General features: G+C 34.5%; 21 protein-coding genes. 6 read left to right on the top strand and 15 right to left on the bottom strand.

Features of this window, described 5'->3' with window-relative positions; genetic code table 11:
- Positions 1-30 precede the first annotated feature (30 nt).
- A complete protein-coding gene (locus GQ47_RS02780) occupies positions 31-1,659 on the top strand; it encodes a GH35 family beta-galactosidase (protein ID WP_035644518.1) in 1,629 nt (542 codons plus the stop codon).
- 300 nt (positions 1,660-1,959) lie between these two features.
- On the opposite strand, the gene GQ47_RS02775 is transcribed toward GQ47_RS02780, so the two are convergent.
- Entirely contained in the window at positions 1,960-2,388 is a 429-nt protein-coding gene (locus GQ47_RS02775) for a DoxX family protein (protein WP_035644515.1), read from the bottom strand.
- Between the two features lie 77 nt (positions 2,389-2,465).
- On the opposite strand from GQ47_RS02775, the gene GQ47_RS02770 reads away from it, so the two are divergent.
- Positions 2,466-3,929, top strand: coding sequence for a MocR-like pyridoxine biosynthesis transcription factor PdxR (locus GQ47_RS02770; RefSeq protein ID WP_035644514.1), 1,464 nt, complete (start codon positions 2,466-2,468; stop codon positions 3,927-3,929).
- Positions 3,930-4,010: 81 nt separating this feature from the next.
- Complete coding sequence (locus GQ47_RS02765; protein ID WP_035645158.1) at positions 4,011-4,448, top strand: GNAT family N-acetyltransferase; 438 nt, start codon at positions 4,011-4,013, stop codon at positions 4,446-4,448.
- Positions 4,449-4,548: 100 nt separating this feature from the next.
- Here GQ47_RS02765 and GQ47_RS02760 read toward each other — a convergent pair whose 3' ends face one another.
- Positions 4,549-4,911, bottom strand: coding sequence for a winged helix-turn-helix transcriptional regulator (locus GQ47_RS02760; RefSeq protein ID WP_035644513.1), 363 nt, complete (start codon positions 4,909-4,911; stop codon positions 4,549-4,551).
- Between the two features lie 80 nt (positions 4,912-4,991).
- Here GQ47_RS02760 and GQ47_RS02755 point away from each other — a divergent pair, with 80 nt between their 5' ends.
- Entirely contained in the window at positions 4,992-5,870 is an 879-nt protein-coding gene (locus GQ47_RS02755) for an NAD(P)H-binding protein (protein WP_035644511.1), read from the top strand.
- Between the two features lie 236 nt (positions 5,871-6,106).
- Here GQ47_RS02755 and GQ47_RS02750 read toward each other — a convergent pair whose 3' ends face one another.
- The 6 genes from GQ47_RS02750 to GQ47_RS02725 form a co-directional block, all read right to left on the bottom strand.
- Entirely contained in the window at positions 6,107-7,156 is a 1,050-nt protein-coding gene (locus GQ47_RS02750) for an alpha/beta hydrolase (RefSeq protein ID WP_193745204.1), read from the bottom strand.
- Positions 7,157-7,235: 79 nt separating this feature from the next.
- Positions 7,236-8,108 (bottom strand): helix-turn-helix domain-containing protein, encoded by an 873-nt coding sequence (locus tag GQ47_RS02745; protein ID WP_035644509.1) that lies wholly within the window; start codon positions 8,106-8,108, stop codon positions 7,236-7,238.
- Between the two features lie 8 nt (positions 8,109-8,116).
- Positions 8,117-9,370: an RNA polymerase sigma factor gene (locus GQ47_RS02740; RefSeq protein WP_035644507.1), complete on the bottom strand. Its 1,254-nt coding sequence runs from the start codon at positions 9,368-9,370 to the stop codon at positions 8,117-8,119.
- Between the two features lie 90 nt (positions 9,371-9,460).
- Positions 9,461-9,799 (bottom strand): YciI family protein, encoded by a 339-nt coding sequence (locus GQ47_RS02735; RefSeq protein WP_035644505.1) that lies wholly within the window; start codon positions 9,797-9,799, stop codon positions 9,461-9,463.
- Positions 9,800-9,893: 94 nt separating this feature from the next.
- Positions 9,894-10,346, bottom strand: a complete 453-nt coding sequence (locus GQ47_RS02730) for a carboxymuconolactone decarboxylase family protein (protein ID WP_035645151.1) — start codon at positions 10,344-10,346, stop codon at positions 9,894-9,896.
- 84 nt (positions 10,347-10,430) lie between these two features.
- Positions 10,431-11,003 carry a GNAT family N-acetyltransferase gene (locus GQ47_RS02725; protein WP_035644502.1) on the bottom strand — a complete coding sequence of 191 codons (573 nt, stop codon included), beginning with the start codon at positions 11,001-11,003 and terminating at the stop codon, positions 10,431-10,433.
- A 753-nt stretch (positions 11,004-11,756) separates the two neighbouring features.
- Between GQ47_RS02725 and GQ47_RS02715 the strand changes: the two genes are divergently transcribed.
- Both GQ47_RS02715 and GQ47_RS02710 read left to right on the top strand, forming a co-directional pair.
- Positions 11,757-12,770 (top strand): zinc-binding alcohol dehydrogenase family protein, encoded by a 1,014-nt coding sequence (locus tag GQ47_RS02715; protein WP_035644496.1) that lies wholly within the window; start codon positions 11,757-11,759, stop codon positions 12,768-12,770.
- Positions 12,771-12,893: 123 nt separating this feature from the next.
- Positions 12,894-15,107, top strand: coding sequence for a TonB-dependent receptor (locus GQ47_RS02710; RefSeq protein WP_035644493.1), 2,214 nt, complete (start codon positions 12,894-12,896; stop codon positions 15,105-15,107).
- An 83-nt stretch (positions 15,108-15,190) separates the two neighbouring features.
- Here GQ47_RS02710 and GQ47_RS02705 read toward each other — a convergent pair whose 3' ends face one another.
- From GQ47_RS02705 to GQ47_RS02675, 7 genes are all read right to left on the bottom strand, one after another.
- Positions 15,191-16,003, bottom strand: coding sequence for an SDR family NAD(P)-dependent oxidoreductase (locus GQ47_RS02705; protein ID WP_035644490.1), 813 nt, complete (start codon positions 16,001-16,003; stop codon positions 15,191-15,193).
- 96 nt (positions 16,004-16,099) lie between these two features.
- Complete coding sequence (locus GQ47_RS02700; protein WP_035644488.1) at positions 16,100-16,687, bottom strand: TetR/AcrR family transcriptional regulator; 588 nt, start codon at positions 16,685-16,687, stop codon at positions 16,100-16,102.
- Between the two features lie 69 nt (positions 16,688-16,756).
- A complete protein-coding gene (locus tag GQ47_RS02695; protein ID WP_035644485.1) occupies positions 16,757-18,307 on the bottom strand; it encodes a DHA2 family efflux MFS transporter permease subunit in 1,551 nt (516 codons plus the stop codon).
- 54 nt (positions 18,308-18,361) lie between these two features.
- Entirely contained in the window at positions 18,362-18,808 is a 447-nt protein-coding gene (locus GQ47_RS02690; protein WP_035644483.1) for a PaaI family thioesterase, read from the bottom strand.
- A gap of 160 nt (positions 18,809-18,968) precedes the next feature.
- Positions 18,969-19,559 carry a TetR/AcrR family transcriptional regulator gene (locus GQ47_RS02685; RefSeq protein ID WP_035644480.1) on the bottom strand — a complete coding sequence of 197 codons (591 nt, stop codon included), beginning with the start codon at positions 19,557-19,559 and terminating at the stop codon, positions 18,969-18,971.
- 154 nt (positions 19,560-19,713) lie between these two features.
- Complete coding sequence (locus tag GQ47_RS02680) at positions 19,714-20,349, bottom strand: carbohydrate-binding protein (protein ID WP_202965009.1); 636 nt, start codon at positions 20,347-20,349, stop codon at positions 19,714-19,716.
- 15 nt (positions 20,350-20,364) lie between these two features.
- Entirely contained in the window at positions 20,365-21,828 is a 1,464-nt protein-coding gene (locus tag GQ47_RS02675) for a glycoside hydrolase family 30 protein (protein WP_035644475.1), read from the bottom strand.
- Position 21,829: the final 1 nt, after the last annotated feature.

Below are 21,829 nucleotides of genomic sequence, written 5' to 3'. Positions count from 1 at the left end.
TTGTTTTCTTAAATTTTTAAAATAATAAGAATGCTATATTTTCTAAAAAAGAGATTTTTTCTGCTTTTGGTATTGTTTGTACAGTTTGGATTTTCTCAGGAAAAGATTCCAAATCTTCAAAAGAAAGGAAATAAAACACAGTTGATCGTCAACGGAAATCCATTTATAATTCGTGGAGGAGAATTGGGAAATTCTTCTGCAACAACAATGGAAAGTATGGAGCCAATTTGGCCCAAACTAACCGATATGAATTTAAATACGGTATTGACGCCAATTTATTGGGAATTGATTGAAAAGGAGGAAGGTAAATTCGATTTTTCGTTGGTCGATGATTTGATTATTAGAGCCAGAAAAGAAAATCTGAAATTAGTATTTCTTTGGTTTGGTTCCTGGAAAAACAGCATGTCAAGTCACGCACCAGAATGGGTGAAACTTAATCAGAAAAAATATCCAAGAATTAAAGATGATAAAAACAGAAGCCATGAAATCCTGACGCCTTTCAGCGAAAATAATCTAACGGCCGATGCGAATGCTTTTCAGAAATTGATGAAACACATCAAAGATTTTGATCAAAAGGAGCAGACCGTAATCATGATTCAGGTTGAAAATGAAATTGGAATGTTGCCAACGGCTCGAGATTATTCTCCACTTGCAAATACTGCTTTTCAGAAAGAAGTTCCAGCTGATTTATTAAGATACATGCAGTCAAACAAGGAAAAATTAGTTCCTGAGTTTTTAGAAATCTGGAAAAAAAATGGTTTTAAAATGAAAGGAAACTGGGAAGAAATTTTCGGAAAAAGTCTTTCCACCGATGAAATTTTTATGGCTTGGTATTTTTCAGAATTTACAAATAAAGTGGCAAAAGCAGGAAAAGAAGCCTATTCAATTCCGATGTTTGTAAACGCCGCTTTGAATGCACCTGAAAAAAAACCGGGTGAATATCCAAGTGCTGGGCCGTTACCACATGTAATGGATGTTTGGAAAGCTGCAGGAAAATCAATTGATTTTTTATCGCCAGATTTTTACAATCCTAATTTTAAGCACTGGAATGACTTGTTTACACGCCAAGGCGATCCATTGTTTATTCCAGAACATCGTTTTGATGTAACTGCGCCGTTCAAAGGTTTGTACGCAATCGGGCATTATGAAGCAATTGGTTTTTCGCCTTTTTCGATTGAATCTGTTGCCGATGCCAAGAAAGAACCTTTGGGCAAAATTTATGAATTGGTAAAACAATTGACGCCGGTTATTGAAGCAAATAAAGGACAAGGAAAAATTGAAGGTGTTTTATTGGACAAAGAAAATCAGCAACAAATTATTCAGTTGGGAAATTATGAATTTATATTTAAACACGATTATACTCTAAATTGGTCAGATGGTGCCAAAGAAGCAGTTTGGCCAATGACAAGTGCGATTATAATTGAAATTACTCCAGATGAATTCTATATTTCCGGCTCAGGAATTGTAGTGACTTTTAAGCCTTTAAAAAATAAAGAGTTAAATGCAGGAATTCTAAAAACAGATCAGGGAATTTTTGAAAACGGAATTTGGAAAACCATTCGCCATTTCAACGGAGATCAAACACATCAAGGCCGACATTTAAGAATTGCCGTTGATGATTATGAAATTCAAAAGATAAAATTATATTCATATGAATAAATTTTAAGGGACATAGGCACAAAGGTTCAAAGTGACAAAGGTTTTTTTCATAGCAAACCCGACAGGTATTTAAAATCTATCGGATTTGCTTTATAATAAACCGGACTGAAGTCCAGCTCTACAACATATAATTGTTCCTTTGGAACGAGAAAGAGCTTTAGCTCGATTTATATTGTAGAGCTGGACTTCAGTCCGGTTTGGCAGTAACGATTGACTTTTAGGTTTTGAATATCATGAGTTTCAAAGAGAGAAAAAAACTTTGCACCTTTGTCGCTTTGCCTCTTTGAACCTAAGAAAAATCTATTTTTCGACAGAAAAAGAAGTTTTTTCAATAGAAGAAAGCGTTAATGCCGCGGCAAAACTCGTAAAAACAGAATAATCCAAAGGTGCTTTTATAGAAATTGCAATCGACATGGAAACTGCAAAAAGCAGCATTAATCCAGCTGTTCCTAAAGCTGCATATCTGGTTTTAAATCCGATGATTAAAAGGAGACTGAAGGTAATTTCAAGGAAAGTAGCTATTGCACCCAAAATTTCTGCAAAAGATTTACTTGCAAAAGAATTTAGCGTTTGCGTATAAGCGATAAAGTTTTCCCAATTTCCCCAAGCTACACCCGGCGCTCCCGGCGCACCCCAAAAACCAAAACGGTCTGCAACAGCAGAAAGCATGGTAATTCCTAAAAAGATTCTTAAAATAAAACCGGCATTTGATAAGGATATATTTTTCATTTGGATAATTTTTTATGTAAAAGTAAAAATATGTTGGGTAAATTTGTGTGCCAATTTTTATAAAAACTACAGCCCAGATGTTGCCATATAAATCATTAATTCAAATTGACCGCGAATCTTCTGTAACATTGTATATTCAGGTTTGCAATACTTTTATAACGCTGATTACGAACGGAACTCTGAAACCGTCCGATATATTGCCGAGTTCTCGCGTATTATCGGAACTCATTGGTATTAATAGAAATACCGTAAAATTAGCTTACGAAGAATTAATAAGCCAAGGCTGGGCCGAATCAATTGACAGAAAAGGCGTTTTTGTACTTTCTAAATTACCTATAATTTCAAAAGTAAAATTGCCCGAAAACGATAAAAGTCAGCGCCAGGAAGGTTTTATTTGGGAAAATAAATTTCAGAAAGAAATTATTATCTCAGGGAAAAGCACTCAAAAAGACCAAATAATTATTGATGACGGTTTTCCCGATGTTCGCTTAGCGCCGATTGACCAGCTGATGCGCGAATATAGAAGTTTGTCCAAAAAATTTTATGGCAAAAATTTTCTGAAATATGGCAGCACAATGGGTTCAGAAAATCTACGTCTATCCATTTGCCGTTATCTTTCAAATACGCGTGGCTTATCGGTTTCTCCCGAAAATATAATTATTACAAAAGGCAGTCAGATGGGAATTTATCTGGCTTCGCAATTGATCTTGAATCCGAATGATACTATTGCTGTAGGCGTTTCGAGTTTTACAACTGCTGATGAAACTTTCAAATATTCCGGCGCCAATTTAGAACGAATTCCGATTGACGAAAACGGAATGGACACCGATTATTTGGAAGAAATTCTGAAAAACAAAAAAATAAAAGCAGTTTATATTATTCCGCATCATCATTGCCCAACAGGCGTTACAATGAGTATGGAACGTCGTTTGAAATTATTAAATCTTGCTAAAGAATATCGTTTTGCGATTATCGAAGACGATTATGATTTTGATTTTCATTACGAAAACAAACCGTATTTGCCTTTAGCAAGTATTGACCACAATCAGAATGTGATTTATATCGGATCTATTTCGAAGACTTTTGCCCCGGCATTGCGAATTGGTTTTATGATTGCATCTCCTATGTTTATTGAAGCTGCAGCAGTTTTACGAAAAATGATTGACAGGCAGGGCGATACGCTTTTGGAAGAAGCTTTTGCAGTACTATTTAGAAACGGAGAAATGGAAAGACATTTCAGAAAATCATTGAAAATCTACAAACAACGCCGAAATCATTTTTGCGACATTCTTCAATCTGATTTTAAAAATGAAATTGAATTTAAAATTCCGGAAGGCGGACTGGCAGTCTGGGCAAATTTTCATCAGAATATTAATTTGGAGAAAATGTCGAATGATGCTTCTGTAAAAGGACTTTCAATAAGTAATGGAAAGTTTTATAAAAATGATTTTTTCGATACAAATGCAATCAGAATGGGATTTGCTTCTTTAAATGAAAACGAAATGGAAAAAGCTTTTGTGATTCTGAAGAAAGTTCTTTAAAACTTCTGGACCAGTATTGATTTTAAAATTGGATTATTTTGGATTTTGATTACAGCTGTAATTTTGGATAAAAACAGAATTATGGAAACGATTTATGAAATCAAAAAAATTGAAACAGAATTAGAAATTGAACAATGCTGGGATGTTGCTTTTGTTTTAAGGCCGCATTTGGATAAAACAAAATGGCAATCAACCATTGCCGAAATGATGCAAAACGAAAAATACAGCATCGCCGGAATAGTGGATCAAAACAAAGTTGTTGCCTTTGCCGGCTACCGAATTATGACTTCACTGCACAGTGGAAATATAATTTATATAGATGATTTGTGCACTTTAGAAACACACCGCGGAAAAGGTTTTGCAACACAATTGTTGAAACATGTTGAAGGAATTGCAGTTTCTCTTGATAAAGATTACGTAGTTCTAGATACTGGTTTTACAAACAATACTGCGCAAAAAGTATATCTTAAAAACGGATTTGCATTGACAGCAGTTCATTTATCTAATAAACTTAAATAGGGACAGAGATGCAAAGGTTCAAAGGGACAAAGTGACAAAGCAACAAAGTTAAAAGTGCAGTAAAACCTTTGTCACTTTGTCACTTTGTTGCTTTGTCCCTTCAAAAAAATCCATTTTCTTTATCAATAAAAGCCCATTCTGCCATTGCCTGAATAACAGGCATCAAACCGTTTCCTGCTGGACTTAAACGATACGTTACAAAAGGAGGAACAACAGGTTTTGCTTCTCTAATAATAAGATTATCAGCTTCAAGTTGTTTAAGGTGCTGAATCAGCATTTTTTCACTAACGGCTGGAATCGCTCTTTTTAATTCACTGTAACGCTGACTTCCACTAGAAAGATGATATAAAATAATAGGTTTCCAATAACCGCCAATTTTCTCCATTACGTATGTTACGGGACATTTTTCTAACGCATATTGTTTATTTTCCTGAATTGTCGAAGATTCTTTGATAGCTGTCATTTGTGCATACTTTAGGGTAAGTACTTGTGTAAAAGTAAGTACAAATATACCTTTGTTTCAGATAATAAAAAAATATACTTATGAAAATTACAATATCAGGTTCTTTGGGGAACATAGGAAAACCATTATTGAAAAAACTTGTTGCTTCTGGGCATGAAGTTACCGTTATTAGTAGTAGTTCTGACAGAAGCGAAGCTATTGAAGCGTTGGGAGGAAAACCTGCAATTGGTTCTGTGAGCGATGCAATTTTTTTGGAAAAAGCATTTACAGGCACAGATGCAGTTTATGTTATGACGCCACCAAATATGGGAGGTTCAAATATTCTGGTTAATATGACCGAAGCAGGAAATGCTTTTGCAAATGCAATCAAAAAATCAGGCGTTAAGCGCGTTGTGATGTTAAGCAGTATTGGCGCTGACTTGCCAAATGGAACTGGCCCAATCGCTGGAATTTACAACATTGAAAAAATATACGAAAAGTTAGAAAACACTTCAATAACATTCTTACGCGCCGGATTTTTCTTCACCAATTTTTATAATGATGTTCCAATGATAAAAGGAGCCGGAATTATTGGTGCAAATTACCCAGGATCAACTGTTGTTCCGTATGTTCATCCAGAAGATATTGCGACTGCCGTTACCGAAGAATTAGAGAAAACAGGATCAGGAAAAAATGTTCGTTATATTGTTAGCGACGTTCGCACGCCAAGTGATGTTGCAAAAGTTTTAGGAGAAGCAATTGGTAAACCAGAATTGCCTTGGATTGAATTTACTGACGAACAATCTTTAAACGGCATGGCTCAGGCGGGATTACCCGAAGAAATTGCAGGTTTGTACACAGAAATGGGAACAGGTTTGAGAAGCGGAGCAATTGCCGAAGATTTCCTGAAAAATAAAACTGCTGTTGACGGAAAAATCAAATTAGAAGATTTTGCAAAAGAGTTTGCGTCTAATTTCTAAAAATTAAAAAGATCCAAAACGAAAAATCACTATTTATAGTGATTTTTCTGTTTTATGACTTGCTACTTTTGCCACAGGATTTTTTTTTGTTTTTTTATTTTAATAGTATGCCCGAAGATAAAGTACGGATTATTTAATGAAGATATTTTTTATAAGCCAGTTTCCTATTTTAATTTTTTGAGCAATAAAAATGGGCAGAATAATTTCTGCCCATTTTTTATTTTTTGATTTGATTCTTATTTCAAAGTCGTTTTGATTACGATTGCAGCTTGTTGAATAGCAGTCTGAATAGCGGGAACATTTGAAATTGGGTTTAAAAGTCCGTAATCGTGAATCAATCCGTTGTATCTTGTCAAGGTTACAGGAACTCCAGCTTCGTTTAACTTTCTTGCATAAGCTTCACCTTCATCTCTTAAAACATCATTTTCAGCAGTTTGAACTAATGCAGGAGGAAGATCTTTAAGTTCAGCTAAACTAGCTTGTAATGGAGAAGCGTATTTTTCAGTTCTTTTTGAAGTTTCTGGTAAATAATTATCCCAAAACCATTTCATCATATTTTTAGTAAGGAAACGTCCGTTTGCATACAAATTATAAGATTCAGTTTCAAAATTAGCATCAGTTACAGGCCATAATAAAACTTGTAATTTAATATGCGGACCTTTTTTATCTTTTGCCATCAAAGTGATTGCGGCAGTCATATTTCCTCCAACGCTGTTTCCAACAACGGCAAGGTTTTTACCATCAACACCAATTTCTTTTCCGTTTTCAGAAACCCATTGTGTTGCTGCATAAATTTCATTGATTGCAACAGGATATTTTGCTTCTGGAGAAGGAGTATAATCTGGGAAAACCGCCACTGCACCGCTTTCAACAACCAAATCTCTCACTAATCTTCTATGAGTTGGATAATCTCCTAAAACCCAGCCACCGCCGTGAATAAAGATAAATACTGGTGCATTTGCTTTTGCGCCTTTAGGTTTCGTAATATGAATTTTTACTTTTAATCCGTTTTGAGAAATTACTTTTTCAGATTCTTCAATTCCAGAATAATCAACTTCAACCGATTTTTGTGCACCAACTAATACATTTCGTGCGTCTGCGACAGGTAATTGTTCCAAAGGTTTTCCGTCACCTGAATTTAATGCGTTTAAGAAGCCTCGTACTTCTGTAAAAATTTCCGGGTCATTTTGTCCTTTATAAGGTCTTTCTTGTGCTGAAGCAATTGTACTTACGATTAACAATGCTGCAATAAATAAACGCTGTTGTAATGCTTTAATAGTTTTCATATCTTTTATCTTTTTAATTATTTATAATTTGATAGGACAAAGATATGGTGGTTATAAAGCCTTAAAAATAGATAAAAGTCTATTCTAATTGTACATTTTTCCCTTGAAGGTATTTTTTCTTGAAATTTGATGGAGTATCGCCAACTTTATTGGTGAAAAGTCGGTTAAAATAGGCCGGATCTTCATATCCGAGTTGATATGCAATCTCTTTTACGCTTAAAGAAGAATAGCCCAAAAGTCGTTTTGCCTCCAGAATAATTCGGTCTTTAATAATATCATTTGGCTGTTGAAGCTCTAATCGATTGAATTTATTCGAAAGTGTTTTTGGGGCAACACCAAGAATATCAGCATAATCAGCAACGGTATGTTTGGTTCTGAAATGAATTTCAACCAATCGGCTGAAATCCCTGAAGAAATCCATTTCTTTTGAAGGTTCATCATTCAAAACGCCTAACTGCTGTATTTTCCAAATTCGGGTTGCTTTTATAATCAACTGTTTTAAATACGTTCGGATCATTTCTTCCTGAGAAGAATCGGGTGAATCAAATTCTTGTTGCAATTGCTTGTAAATGCCATCAATAAAAACAACTTCTTTATCGGGAATGGCTGTCATTGGCATTTCAAAAATATTATTGAACAATAATCCGTCGCAGGCCACTTCGGCATCATGAATTTGTACACAATAAAAATCGCGGTTATAATACATAAAATAACCTGGTTTCTGTCCTTCTTTGTCAATTTGTAAATATTGATTGCTGTTGATAAAGAATAGGGAAGGACAGGAAGTCTGATAATGTTTAAAATCGATTGTAATCGAATATCCTTCAGGAAGATAAAGGACTTTAATATAAGGTTTGTACGCTTCGCCATTAATTTCTTCAATAAAATTCTCATTCAAGGCAAAGAAGCCGAGTTTTTTATAATTAGATTCAAAAAATTGATGGTTTAGCATATTGAGTTTTATTTCTGATTTTCCATTTTAGAATTAAGTTCCAAAATATTTTTACTGATAATATTTTTATCCGAAACTGTTTTGGCCAATTTAAGAGCCGTTTCAAAATGATTTTTTGCTTTTTGGTTATCAATATCAATATATAAATTCCCGAGCAGCGAATAATAAAAATGATTATCAGTCAAATTTAGTTTTTCTGCTTCAATTATAGCTTCTTGTTTGCCCATAACTTTTGATAAGGCAAAAGTGCGGTTCAAAGCTACAATTGGAGAATATTCTAAAATGATTAAATGATTGTAAAGTTCCAGAATATGTTTCCATTTTTCTGAAGTATCACTTTTTAAGGTGTGCCAATACGCAATTCCAGCTTCAAGATGGTATTTTGAAAGTGTATTCCCGATGGAAGATTTGCCCAAAAAATAAGTGCCGCGGTCAATTAATTCCTGATTCCAAAGTTTTTCATCCTGATCTTGATATAATATAATCTCACCGCTTTCTGATGTTCGGGCTTCAAATCGGGAGGAATGAAAACACATTAATGCCATTAAAGCATTGGCAGCGGGTAAATTTGTTGCTTGATTCTGAATCAATAAATAGTTAAGGCGCATGGCTTCGGCACAAAGATCTTTTCGAAGCGTGGTATTTTGTGAAGTCGAGTAGTAGCCCTCAGAAAAAAGCAGATAAATTGTTTTTAAAACGGTATCAATTCGTGCTATAATTTCAGTTGGATTTGGACTTTGGATTTTGATGTTTTCTTCTTTGAGCTTTTCTTTGGCACGATTTATACGTTTGTAAATCACTTCTTTATTAGATAAAAAAGCATCTGAGATTTCACTTATTCCAAATCCGCATAATAAATTCAGCGCCAATGCAATCTGCGCTTCGTCTGAATTGCAAGGATTACAGACCGTAAAAATCATCGCCAACTGACTATCTACAATATTTTGTTCTGATAAATCAATTTCAATATCCTCACCATTCAATGGTGAATTGTGTTTTATTTCAGAAACAACTTTCTTTTCAAAAATGTCATTTCGCTTAAAATGATTTTTGGTTTTGTTTTTGGCAACGGTATAAAGCCAGGCCGTCGGATTTTCTGGAATTCCTTTTATAGCCCAAGTTTCAGAAGCAGCCAAAAAAGTATCGCTCACAATATCTTCGGCAATTTCAATATGATGAATGCCAAACAAACTGCAAAGTACCGAAACAATTTTTTGGTATTCTGTTCTGAATAAATTGGGTATAAGCTCTTTTTCCAAAATTGTTAATTGTTAATTGTCAATTGTGAATTATGTAAAAACGATAAAGTGATAATTTATAATTTATAATTGACAATTAACAATTCATAATTATTAAACCGCCATTCTAATTTCGACATTGCCGCCGAAATCCAGAACTGGACATCCTTGTGCAATTGCTGCCGCTTCATCATAATCTTTGGCTTTTATAACGATTAATCCGCCAATAGATTCTTTGATTTCAACAAAAGGTCCGTCAGTGATTCCTTTGTTTGACGTTACAAGTTTTCCTTTTCCGTCCCAGCGTTGTAAAGGTCTTGCTAATTTATCCTGCGCTGCAAGTCCGCCAAACCAGTTTTGCCATTGTTGTAAATGTTGTTGATATTCTTCTGGTGAAGGCTGGAGTTCTTTAGTCGTAAAATCTCTTCTGAAAATTAATATGAATTCGTTCATTTTGATACGTTTTAATGATTTTATAAAAAAGAAGCTGTTTTTATAATGATATAAATTTAGTGTTTTTAGCAAATATAAAAACAGCTCGGTTTATTTATCCAAATTGTCCCACTCTGTAAGTTCCTGGAGTATTCGCAAAAGCGATGTTAAGACGATTCCACATGTTGATTGTACCAATGGCAAGCGTAAGATCGATTAATTCTTCTTCAGAAAATTCGGCTTTAGCGATATCATAGATTTCGTCTGGAACATCACATGCATTTACGGCTTCTGCATAAGCAAGTGCAACTCTTTCGCGTTGTGTGAAATACGGAGTTTCTTTCCATGCACTCAAACCAAATAAACGCTGTGTTGTTTCGCCATGCGCCATCGCTTCTTTAGTATGCATATCAAGACAATAAGCGCAATTGTTGATTTGAGAAATTCTAATTTCGACTAATTCGAAAAGAGATCTTTCAAGTTCTGATTTTTTCAAATAACCGCTGATGCCAAATAATGTTGAGATTGCTTTTTGACCTTTTTCGAATACATTAATTCTAGTTTCCATGTTGTATAATTTTAATTGTTTATACCCTAATGACAACTGAAGTTTCAGAATTGGACAAAAATTTGAAAAAAAATATAAAAAAAATTAAAAAACCAATGTTTTCGGGCTAATTTGAAGGTGTTCGAGTTTTTTTCCGACCAAAGTTTTCTCGCCAACAGGCTGAAATCCGAGATTTAAATATAGTTTTTTGGCATTCGGGTTATCTTCTTCAACTAATAATCCTAAGGTCTGATTTTTTTTGATTACATATTCTTCAATAAGAAAACGAAGTATTTTGGATCCAATTCCTTTTCCCTGATATTTCGGATTCACGCCTAAGGAATCAATATAAAATTCACCGGCTTTTGTTTCTAATTCAGGATCGAATTCGGGATTAAAATGTGTTCTGATATATTCGATAATTGGAGTTCTTAAAGCTTCTAAATCAGCGCCATTATAAATGTTCACAGCGCCAATGATTTCATTATTTTCTTCAGCGATAAAACAATTCTGAAAAGAATATTGATTGTTTTCTTTCCCAATGAAATACTGCAGGAAATCTTTCGCGGAAGCGTAATCTTCTTTTTTGATGAATTTATAAATGATATCTTCCATTGCCAATAATAAAATAGGAGCGATTTGTTCTGAATCTGATATTTTGGCTTTTCTGATATTCATTTTTGAAGTATTTTAGAATTAGCAAATTTAAGGCTTTATTTTAAACCCATATAAATATAGCTATTGCCTAAAATTTTGTCAAAGTTTGAAAAAATTAGAAGCGCTAATGAATAATAAACCAAATTAAATTCTTGCAAACAGTTTAGGGGTACATGTCTATAATTTTCTGTACTTTGCCGATGAAAATTTCGGTGTTTTTGATTTCTTGTTTGATTGATGGTTCATAATACAATAATTTATATTGCTCCACCATGTAGTTTTTTTGATGTTTAATAATCGATTCTAAACTTCGGATTTCATTTTCATCATGCCTTTTCAATTCCCTTTGTTTACTCTTTAAATAGTGTAAAGATTTTTTTAACCTTTCAATGTCTAATTTGTCCAAACTGTAATTTCCTAAAAATTAATAAAACAAGCGATAGCCGGAAATGGGATAAATTTCAAAATGCCCAAAAAGTAATGTCATTTGAGTTTACCTGAATCCCAGCTATTTTCTCCTTAACTACGATAAAAGTTGAAACTTGGATTTTGAATTATTAAAAAAAAGTTCGAAATATTTTTAATTTTAAAACAGCTCGAATTAAAGTATTTGGAATTCAGTTATTTATACTTAAAAGGATTTGAAACTGTAATCTGCCAGAAACTAATTAACAATTGCTAAATTTCTACCGATATTGGATAAAAATATACAACTTCAATAATTTAAACCACTAGTATCTTTGTTGGTATATTTTAATATAAAATTAAAAAGAAATGAAAGCAATAGGATTTAAAACATCACTACCCATAGAAGAAAAAGAAAGTTTTATAGAATTTGAAACTGTAAAACCCGTGCCAGGCGCGCATGATTTATTAGTAAAAATTGATGCGATTTCTGTAAATCCCGTCGATTTTAAAATCCGCCAAAACAGCGCAAAAGATACGGTTCTTGAGACCCCAAAAATCATTGGCTGGGATGCCGTTGGAATTGTGCAGGCTGTTGGAGAAAAAGTTACTTTATTTGAAGTAGGCGACCCAGTTTATTATGCTGGAGATATTACAAAACAAGGAAGTAACGCCGAATTTCAGATTATTGATGAAAGAATTGTAGGTAGAAAACCAAAATCATTGAGTATAGAAGAAGCGGCTGTAATTCCGTTAACCGCTTTAACTGCTTGGGAAATTTTGTTTGACCGAATCAGAATTAGTGCCGAAAAAGACAAAGGAAAATCAATTTTAATTATTGGCGGAGCAGGTGGTGTCGGTTCGATTGCCATTCAATTGGCTAAGAAAATTGCTGGATTAACGGTTATTGCAACAGCGTCGCGTCCTGAAACAATTGATTGGTGCAAAAAGCAAGGTGCTGATTATGTGGTGGATCATAAAAACCTGATTTCGGCAGTTAGAGAAGCTGGTTTTCAACATGTTGATTTTATTTTGGATTTTGTTGATACCAATGCTTATTGGGACATTATGACTGAACTGATTAAACCTCAGGGACATATTGCTTCAATTACAGGAAGTAGCAATCCTGTTGCATTAAATAGCTTAAAGAGCAAAAGTGTTTCTTTTTCCTGGGAATTGATGTACACACGTTCCATGTTTCAAACCGAAGATATGATCGAACAACATCACATTTTAAATAAAGTGGCCGATTTACTTGATAACGGAATTTTAAAAAGCACTTTAAATGAGACTTTAAACGGACTAACAGTTGAGAATTTAAAGAAAGCGCATCAACTTTTGGAATCGGGAAAAACGATTGGGAAAATTGCGATTAAATTCTAAATCATTTTTCGAGAATAAATTGAAAACTCTTATTTCTTTTTAGAAATGGGAGTTTTTTTATGAAAAGTTTATTTGAAGGCCTATTTTTGCTCCAAAATTTACAAAATCATTTTCCCTTATCTAATGAAATTTTTATCTGCAATTCTTTTTTTTGTTCTGTCTTATTCAATTCACGCACAATCTATAAATGGAGTTATAAATGATGCAAAAGGAAAACCACTTTCTGAAGTCTTAATTCGTGATTTGGTTTCAAAAAATCATGCACACAGTGACGTAAACGGAAAATTTACTTTAGAAGGGATTCAATTAAATGATAGTTTAGAAATCAGTAAACAAGGATTTATTACTCAAAAAATCAAATTTATCTCTTTTCTCTCTGTAGATTTTTTGACAATTTCATTAGAAGAAAAACCTTTTTTGCTTGAAGAAGTAACCATTACAAACAATTTGAAATACCTGAATACAATTTCAAAAATTGATTTAGAAATCCAGCCAATATCCAATTCTCAGGATTTATTGCGAAAAGTTCCTGGATTATTCATCGGTCAGCATGCTGGTGGAGGAAAAGCAGAACAAATTTTCCTGAGAGGATTTGACTGTGATCACGGTACAGATATTAATATTTCGGTTGATGGAATGCCTGTAAATATGGTTTCGCATGCGCACGGACAAGGATATTCTGATCTTCACTTTGTAATTCCGGAAACAGTTGATAATATTGATTTTGACAAAGGATCTTATTTTGCTGATAAAGGAGATTTTACAACGGCGGGTTATGTTGGTTTTAATACCAAAAATGCATTGGAACATAGTTCTGTTTCTTTTGAAGGCGGTCAGTTTGATACTTTTAGAACGGTTGCTTTGTTTAATTTGTTGAATAAAGAAAATCAATCGGCGTATTTTGCGGGAGAATACATGATGACCGATGGTTATTTTGATGCGCCTCAAAACTTTAACCGAATCAATTTGTTTGCAAAATATAACGCCAAATTAAACAACGGCGATCGAATAGCATTGTTTGTATCTCATTTTAAAAGCCAGTGGGATGCCAGCGGACAAATTCCGGATCGCGCAGTGAATGATGGCACAATTTCGCATTTCGGTGCTATTGATCCAAATGAAGGCGGAAACACTGACAGAACCAATTTCAATTTGCAGTACGACGCCAAAATTGATGAAAATACACAGATAAAAAATACGGCTTATTTGAGCAAATATGATTTTGAATTGTATTCTAATTTTACTTTTTTCTTGAATGATCCGGTAAATGGCGATCAAATCAAACAGAAAGAAAACAGAACAATTGTAGGTTTTCAGTCGGAATATGATCAGAAATTGAATGAAAATTGGCGTTTTAAACTGGGTGCAGGATTGCGAAATGACAATAATAAAGATGTCGAGTTATCGCACACTTTAAACCGAAAAACAGTTTTAGATTATTTGAGTTTAGGAAATGTGAATCAGACGAATCTTTTCTCTTTTACAAGTTTTGATTTTACTTCTGGGAAATGGCTTATAAATGCAGGCTTGCGTGTGGATTATTTCAAATTTGGATATGAAGATCAATTGGCTTCGGTTTATACAAATCAAACAGAAAGTAAAGCTATTGTAAGTCCAAAACTGAACTTTTTATATACTCAAAACAACACTTTGCAATATTTCCTGAAACTAGGAAAAGGTTTTCATAGCAACGATACACGTGTTGTGGTGGCGCAAAAAGGACAGGAAATTTTACCTGAAACTTACGGAGCAGATTTGGGAATCAATTGGAAACCATTTCCAAGAATGATTGTAAATTCGGCAATTTGGTATTTGTATTTGGCACAGGAATTTGTATATGTTGGAGACGAAGCAGTTGTAGAACCAAGCGGTAAAACACAGCGAAAAGGTTTTGATTTTGGGTTCAGATACCAATTAACAAATTGGTTATTCTGGAATACCGATTATACGTATACGCATGCACGTTCGCTTGACGAGCCAAAAGGAAATGATTATTTGCCATTAGCGCCGGTTCATACTTTAATGAACGGGTTTTCGGTAAAAGATTTAAAAGGTTTTTCGGGAAGTTTAAGAACCCGTTTCTTGGGGGATCGTCCCGCAAATGAAGACAATTCGGTTGTAGCAAAAGGCTATTGCATCACGGATTTCTCTGTAAATTATCAGATTAAAAAAGTATCAATAGGAGTGAACATTGACAATATTTTTGATACCAAATGGAAAGAAACCCAATTTCTGACCGAATCAAGATTAGCAAATGAAACAGCTTCAGTTGAAGAAATTCATTTTACGGCGGGAACTCCATTTAATGCCCGATTGATTTTGAAATACAGCTGGTAAAAACTTAAAAATTGAAGCATAAAAAAAGCGAGACTTTCTATACAGAATTGGTCTCGCTTTTTCAATTAAAATCAGAAATCAAATTAACCGTGAGCGGCAACAGAAACGTCTGCCCATTCTTCCCAGGTTTTTAGTTTTTGTTCATAGGTTTGTTTAGCAAATGGTAAAGCTACTTTTCCTAAAAATAGGCGTAAAGGAGGATTTTCAGCTTCGACTAATTTAATGATCGCCGGAACTGTAGCGCTTGTTTTTCCGAAAGTATCAGGATCATGTCCATCTGCAATGGCTTTTTTGATTCCGTCATAAGCAGGGATGCTTTCACTAATGATTCCGTTACCCCAAATATCCGTAACGTAACCATTTGGTTCAACCAAAGTAACGTTAATTCCGAATTGTTTTACTTCTGAAGCCAATGTTTCAGTAAGACCTTCAACAGCAAATTTAGACGCGTTATATAAACCAATGATTGGTAAAGTAGCGATTCCTAAAATAGAAGAAACCTGAATAATATGGCCACTTTGTTGTTTTCTCATAATTGGCAATACCGCTTGTGTTAACCAAAGTGTACCAAAGAAATTGGTTTCGAATTGTGCTCTTGCTTCGCTTTCTGTAGCTTCTTCTACAGCACCGTTTAAAGCGTAACCTGCATTATTAATCAGGATATCTATAGTTCCGAAATGCTGTTGTACTTTTTCTACCACTGCAAACGACTCTGAACGATTGTTTACATCTAGTTTAAGAGGTAAAATCGCGTCTCCGTATTGTTCTTTTAAATCGGCTAGGGTATCAATATTTCTGGCTGTTGCAGCTACCTTGTATCCTTTTGCTAAAAATGCTTCTGTCCAGGCTCTTCCGAATCCTTTTGATGCTCCTGAAATTAAAATTGTTTTTGACATGTTTTCTAATTTTTAATTGTTAATGATGAGTTGTGAATTATTATATTTAATTTTTAAAATTTATGACCAATCGGTCATTTTTTTAATAAAAAAAAATTAGAGGCTGTTTTCCTCTATTATATTTTTGAGGGTTTTAGCGATAATTTTCATTTTATCGTTGTTACCTGACATTCTTGAAATTAAATGTCCGCCTTCCATCATGGCAAACATGATTACTGCAAATTCTTCGGCATTCCAGTTTGGTTTGAATTCTCCGTTGGCGATTCCTTTATTGACACTGCTGGCTAATAATTGTTGATTAGCATTACAGCCTTTATTGATTTTCTCTTTTACAATAGGGTTGGTGTCGTCAGCTTCGGTTCCAAAATTTAATAATGGGCAACCTCCTGTTAAAGGTGGATTTACAGCATTACTAAAAAAATCGATATACGTAAATAATTCTTCTTTTGCTGTTTTGCTTTTACTGATTTCAGAAACCAATTTATCGCCTAATATTTTCATATTATGATCAACAGCGGCCCAGGCAAGGACTTCCTTATTTTCAAAATGAACGTACATGCTTCCTTTTGACAATTTGGTTGCCTCCATAATATCGCTCATAGCCGTTGCTGCAATCCCTTTTGTATTAAAAATTGGTGCTGCTTTTTCTATGATAAATTGTCTGGTTTCTTCTCCCTTTGCCATGATAGCTTTTATTTAACGGTACAAATATATGACCGATTGGTCATAAAAACAAATTTTTTGATGTTTTTTTTAATGATCGGATAAAATTATATTCGTTTTTGGCTTTTTAGACTTGTTCATTACCAGCAATAACAGGGGCAGCGTGATGACAAAAAATAAACCAACAAAAAGAAAAGCATCCCGATAACTTAATAAAGAAGATTGTCTCGTCACAATATTTTCCATTAGTTTTAATGCTTTTGACTTTGCTTCATTATATGCAAAACCTCTGTGTTGGAAATAAGTGATGTAAGCATTAATTCGGTTCATGGCTTTTGTGTTATCCAAAGTTACATTCGAAATCAAAACATTTCTGTGTTCAGCAAAACGATGCGCGATATAAGTATTGATGATAGAAACACCAAAAGAACCCCCTAATTGACGCATCATATTATTGAGTGCAGCGCCTTGGCCAACATCTTTATCATCAAGCGAAGAAACAGCCAGCATAGTTAATGGAACAGTCAATAAAGCCATTCCTAAAGCGCGAAAGATTAAAGCTGTTGATACTTCAAAAGCGCTGGTATCTAAAGTGATTTCAGACATCCTCCAGTTAAAATAAATAAACAAAAGAAAACCCGCTGCAATAATAAGAACCGGAGAAACGCCTTTTTGCAATAATGTTCCGCAAAGTTTTAAGGCGACCAATGCAAATAAAGCGCCCGGTAACAAAAGCAAACCAGTTTGATATGGTGAAAAACTCAAAAGTCGCTGTGCCACAACGGGACTGATATATATCGAAATAAACATTCCAAATCCAGTGACAAAAGTCAGAATTGCGGCAATGCTTAGCGATTTGCTTTTAAGAACCCGAAGATTAACCACAGGTTTATCAATCGTTAATTCCCAATAAATGAAAGTCAATAAGGAAATTGAAGCAATAACTGCAAGGACTACAATATAACGTGTTTCGAACCAATCTTCGACTTCGCCGCGTTCCAAAACAGTTTGAAGAGCACCGACTCCAATTGCCAATAAAGCAATTCCGATCCAGTCGACTTTGGTGATTTCTGGTTTTACGGGCGGTTCTTTCAGCAGAAAAAGACAAGAAATTGTAACCAAAATCCCGATTGGAATATTGATCAGGAAAATCCAGGGCCAATCGTAGTTTTCAGTAATATAACCGCCAAGTGTTGGCCCAATCGTTGGTCCGATGAAAATTCCTGCTCCAAATAAAGCGCCGGCTGTTGATTGTTTGTCTTTCGGAAAAAGCTCAAATACCACTACTTGAGATATGGATAATAAAGCACCTCCACCAATTCCCTGAAAGAATCTGAAAAAGACAAGCATCCAGATATTCGATGAATGCCCGCACATAAAAGAACAGAAAGTAAACAGAATAACCGAGCCAATATAATAATTTCTACGCCCGAGATTGGCACTTAAAAAACTCGTAATCGGAATGATGATTACATTGGCAATGGCATAAGCAGTAATGACCCAAGAAGTATCTTCTAAAGTCGCGCCCAAATTGCCACTCATGTGCGAAAGCGCAACATTGACAATTGAAATATCAATAAGTTCCATAATCGCGGCGAGGATTACGGTTAAAATCAGAAGTTTTCGTTGTAATGGTGTCATAATTATTTTTTATACCAATTGGTATATTTTTGATTAAAAAAAAGGCTTTGAAAATTAAAGCACTTTTTTAATTACATTGGTTTTGAATAGATTCGAATAAGCTCTGGCAATTAGTCGGGTTTCAGCTTCGTTCCAGATTTCGCATTGTGCGTTTACAAATTGTTTTCCTTTTTTGATGATAGCGGTTTTTGCCAAAATCGTATCGCCAACATGCGCCGGAGCAAAATAATCAATGTTGAGGTTGATTGTAGTGTAAAAATGTTCTTCATCTAAAGAAAATAAAGTAGCTCCAATACAATCGTCTGCAATTGCTGCTGTAACACCTCCATGCAGAGATTTAATCGGATTTGACATTTCTTCTCTTACGACATATTTAAAAGTGACAGTACCATGTTCTGCTACTAAAACGATTGGTTTCATCCAAAGCATAAAAGGTGAGGGCGAAGCTGTGAATTCTCTGTTTAAATGATCTTGAAGTACTTGTAGTCTTGTTTTTTGCATTTGATGTTTATTTTTAAGGTTTAAAGTTTCAGGTTTATAAGAGGCTTCGACTTCGCTCAGCCTGACAATTACATTTATAATTCATAATTAACAATTTATAATTAAATAATACCGATTGGTATATTTTGTTTGCTAAAAAAAGCAACTTTCTGAAATTGCTTTATTCTAAATCGTCTATTATTTTGTAAACCGAAGTCATAATACTTGACAAATTATCTAGATTGTTAGTCAATTTGCTGATCATGATTGCGCCTTCAATTAAAGCGATTATGGTTAGTGCAGTCTTCTCTGTATCAATTGAATCGGCTTTAAATTCACCTGCCAAAATTCCCTGATCGATAAAATACATTATTTTTTCTTTCCAATATTTGAGCGTTCTCTCGGCATATTTCTTCAAAATAGGATGTGTATCATCAGATTCGGTTGCGGTATTTAAAATTGGACAACCGCCTTTTGTTACTTTCAAATTTGCATATTCGGAGTAAAGTTTTGGGTAAACTAATAATTTGCCTTTAAAAGTAGCCTGTTGATCTATTTCTCGCGAAAAAGCATCCTGAAGTTTTTTTACATTGAATTTAAAAGCAGCAATGGCAACTTCATCTTTATTTTCGAAATTCCCGTAAATACTACCTTTCGTAAGTCCGGTTGCTTCCGTAATATCACTCATCGAAGTTCCGCTGTAGCCTTTCATATTGAAGATTGGCGCAGTTTGTTCTATGATAAATTGTTTGGTTCTTTCTGCTTTACTCATGATAAAAATCATTTTGACATTGCAAATATATACCAATCGGTATAATTATTTGATAATTTTTTGATTTATTTAGTTAAAAGGCTGAAAAAGAGTTTTTTTTAATGAAAAAGCTCCCATTCAGGTTACAAATGGGAGCTTTTGGGGGCATTATAAATTATTGGGCAGTAAAAGTCAGATAATCAAAATTCATATTGCCATTTGAAACAATATGAAGTCGGAGTGTTTGTTTGCCTTTCTTCAATTTAATTGTTCCAATGGAATCTGAACTATTCCAATGATGCCATTGTCTCCAGTCGATTGGGTCTTTGTCATCATGTGTTGAGGTAATTTTCATTTTTCCTGTCGCATCTTTTCCATCAACCTTGATACTGATTTCGCCATCTCCATTTGCCGTATACAGCAAACCAATTGTATAAGTTCCGGATTTTTTAACTTCAACAGTATAATTAATCCATTCTGAAGGCACAGTCCAGCCTACATAAAGCTGTCCAATACTTCTTTCCACTTTATTATACGGATTATTATCAATATCATCTGCTTTCGAATACGAAATGTCTACGCCTTCCTTTATTCGAAATTCATTCAGCGGATTCCCGTTTATTGGATTTAGTTTTCCGCTTCCATTATTTATGGCATCAGTATCGTGATATGCAATTCCTTCGCCACCTTGATCGTACAATTCGCATTCAATTTTACCTGGAATCTGTTGCGGTTTAAAAGCTTTTGATGTTTGTGACATACAAACAAAACAATTCAATAAAACGATATTCAGTATTAAAAATGCTTTCATAGAATTGTGTTTAAATTATTGAACTTCCAAAGTAGCAATTGAATGTGCAGCACTCGTTACTTTCGCCGCTTTTCCTTTTATCCAAAGAAAATAATCAACATCCGTTTCTCCTGAATTCATTACCACAACTTCCAGCTTATTGTTTTCATTGACAAAAGCCGTAGATAAAAGTTTATTACTGCTTGAATTACAAGCAATACGTTTTGCACCCGGGCGAATAAATTTAGAGAAATGTCCTAAATAATAATAGCCGTTGGTATAAATTAAATTTCCTGTTTTCAAATCGGCGTGAATAGGGGACATGCAGAAATTCTGAACGTGGTTTGGCCCGCCTTTTTCGTCCAATAAAACATTCCAGTCTGTCCAGGCAACAGTTCCGATATTGAAATCGTTGATCATTGACATGCCGTATTTCTCGCCGTAACTCCAGTCGGTTAATAATTTTTGATCAAAATCGGCGGCACAGCCTTCTGTTAAAATTAATGGTTTATCTGGAAAAGCTTCGGCAACTCTACGTTCAGCTTCGAAATTCATTCCGTTTTTCATCCAGTCTTCGTACCAGTGATAACCAACGCCCCAAACATATTTGGCAGCATCTTTATCTTCCAAAACCGTACTCACACGCTGATACATTAAATCACGATTGTGATCCCACATAATCAGTTTCTTTTTTGAAAGTCCGGCTTTTTGCATCGTTGGTCCAAGATAGTTTTTGATAAAATCACGTTCTTCTTCAGCAGTGAAAATACAGGATTCCCAACGTTGAACCGCCATTGGCTCATTTTGAACCGTATAACCCCAAATCGGAATGCCTTCTTTTTCATATTCTTTGATGAATTTAACGAAAAAATTAGCCCAGCTTTGGTGGTATTCTGGTTTTAAAGTGCCGCCCTGCAAAACATTATTATTGGTTTTCATCCAAGCCGGTGGACTCCACGGCGAAGCGTACAAAGTAATTTTACCTCCAGCTTTTGCAATTACTTCTTTAATAAACGGAATTCTATATTTTCTGTCATGGCTTATATCAAAAGTTTTTAAGTCTTTATCGCCTTCCTGAATATAACTGTAAATATCGCTCGAAAAATCACAACTTTGCATGTTTGTACGTGCTAAAGTATATCCAATTCCTTTGTCCGTATCATAATAAGCCGTCAGGATTTCCTGTTGTTTGTCTTTTGGAAGCTGATAAAAAACTTCTGCAGAAGCATCAGTTAATGCGCCTCCAATTCCTAACATGGTTTGATAGGTTTTGGCTGGATCAACAAAAACCGCAATTTCTTTTTCTGTTGTTTGTGGTTTTGCAGAAAAAGAAAGCGTTTCGGTTTTGCTTAGTTTTTTGTCCGTATTTTTAGCTGTTACATAAACGGTAACGCTTTTATAGTCTGTTGTTTTGCTAGCTTTTTGTTGTGCCAGTAAACCAACAGATAAAAATCCGGATAACATGATGGTCAGGCATGTTTTGTTTGTATTAATAGTCATA

The organism is Flavobacterium sp. ASV13 (genome assembly GCF_000745775.1).
Classification (GTDB): Bacteria; Bacteroidota; Bacteroidia; order Flavobacteriales; family Flavobacteriaceae; genus Flavobacterium.
The sequence above is the reverse complement of the archived record's forward strand: the minus strand, read 5'-3'. Positions and strand labels throughout refer to the sequence as shown.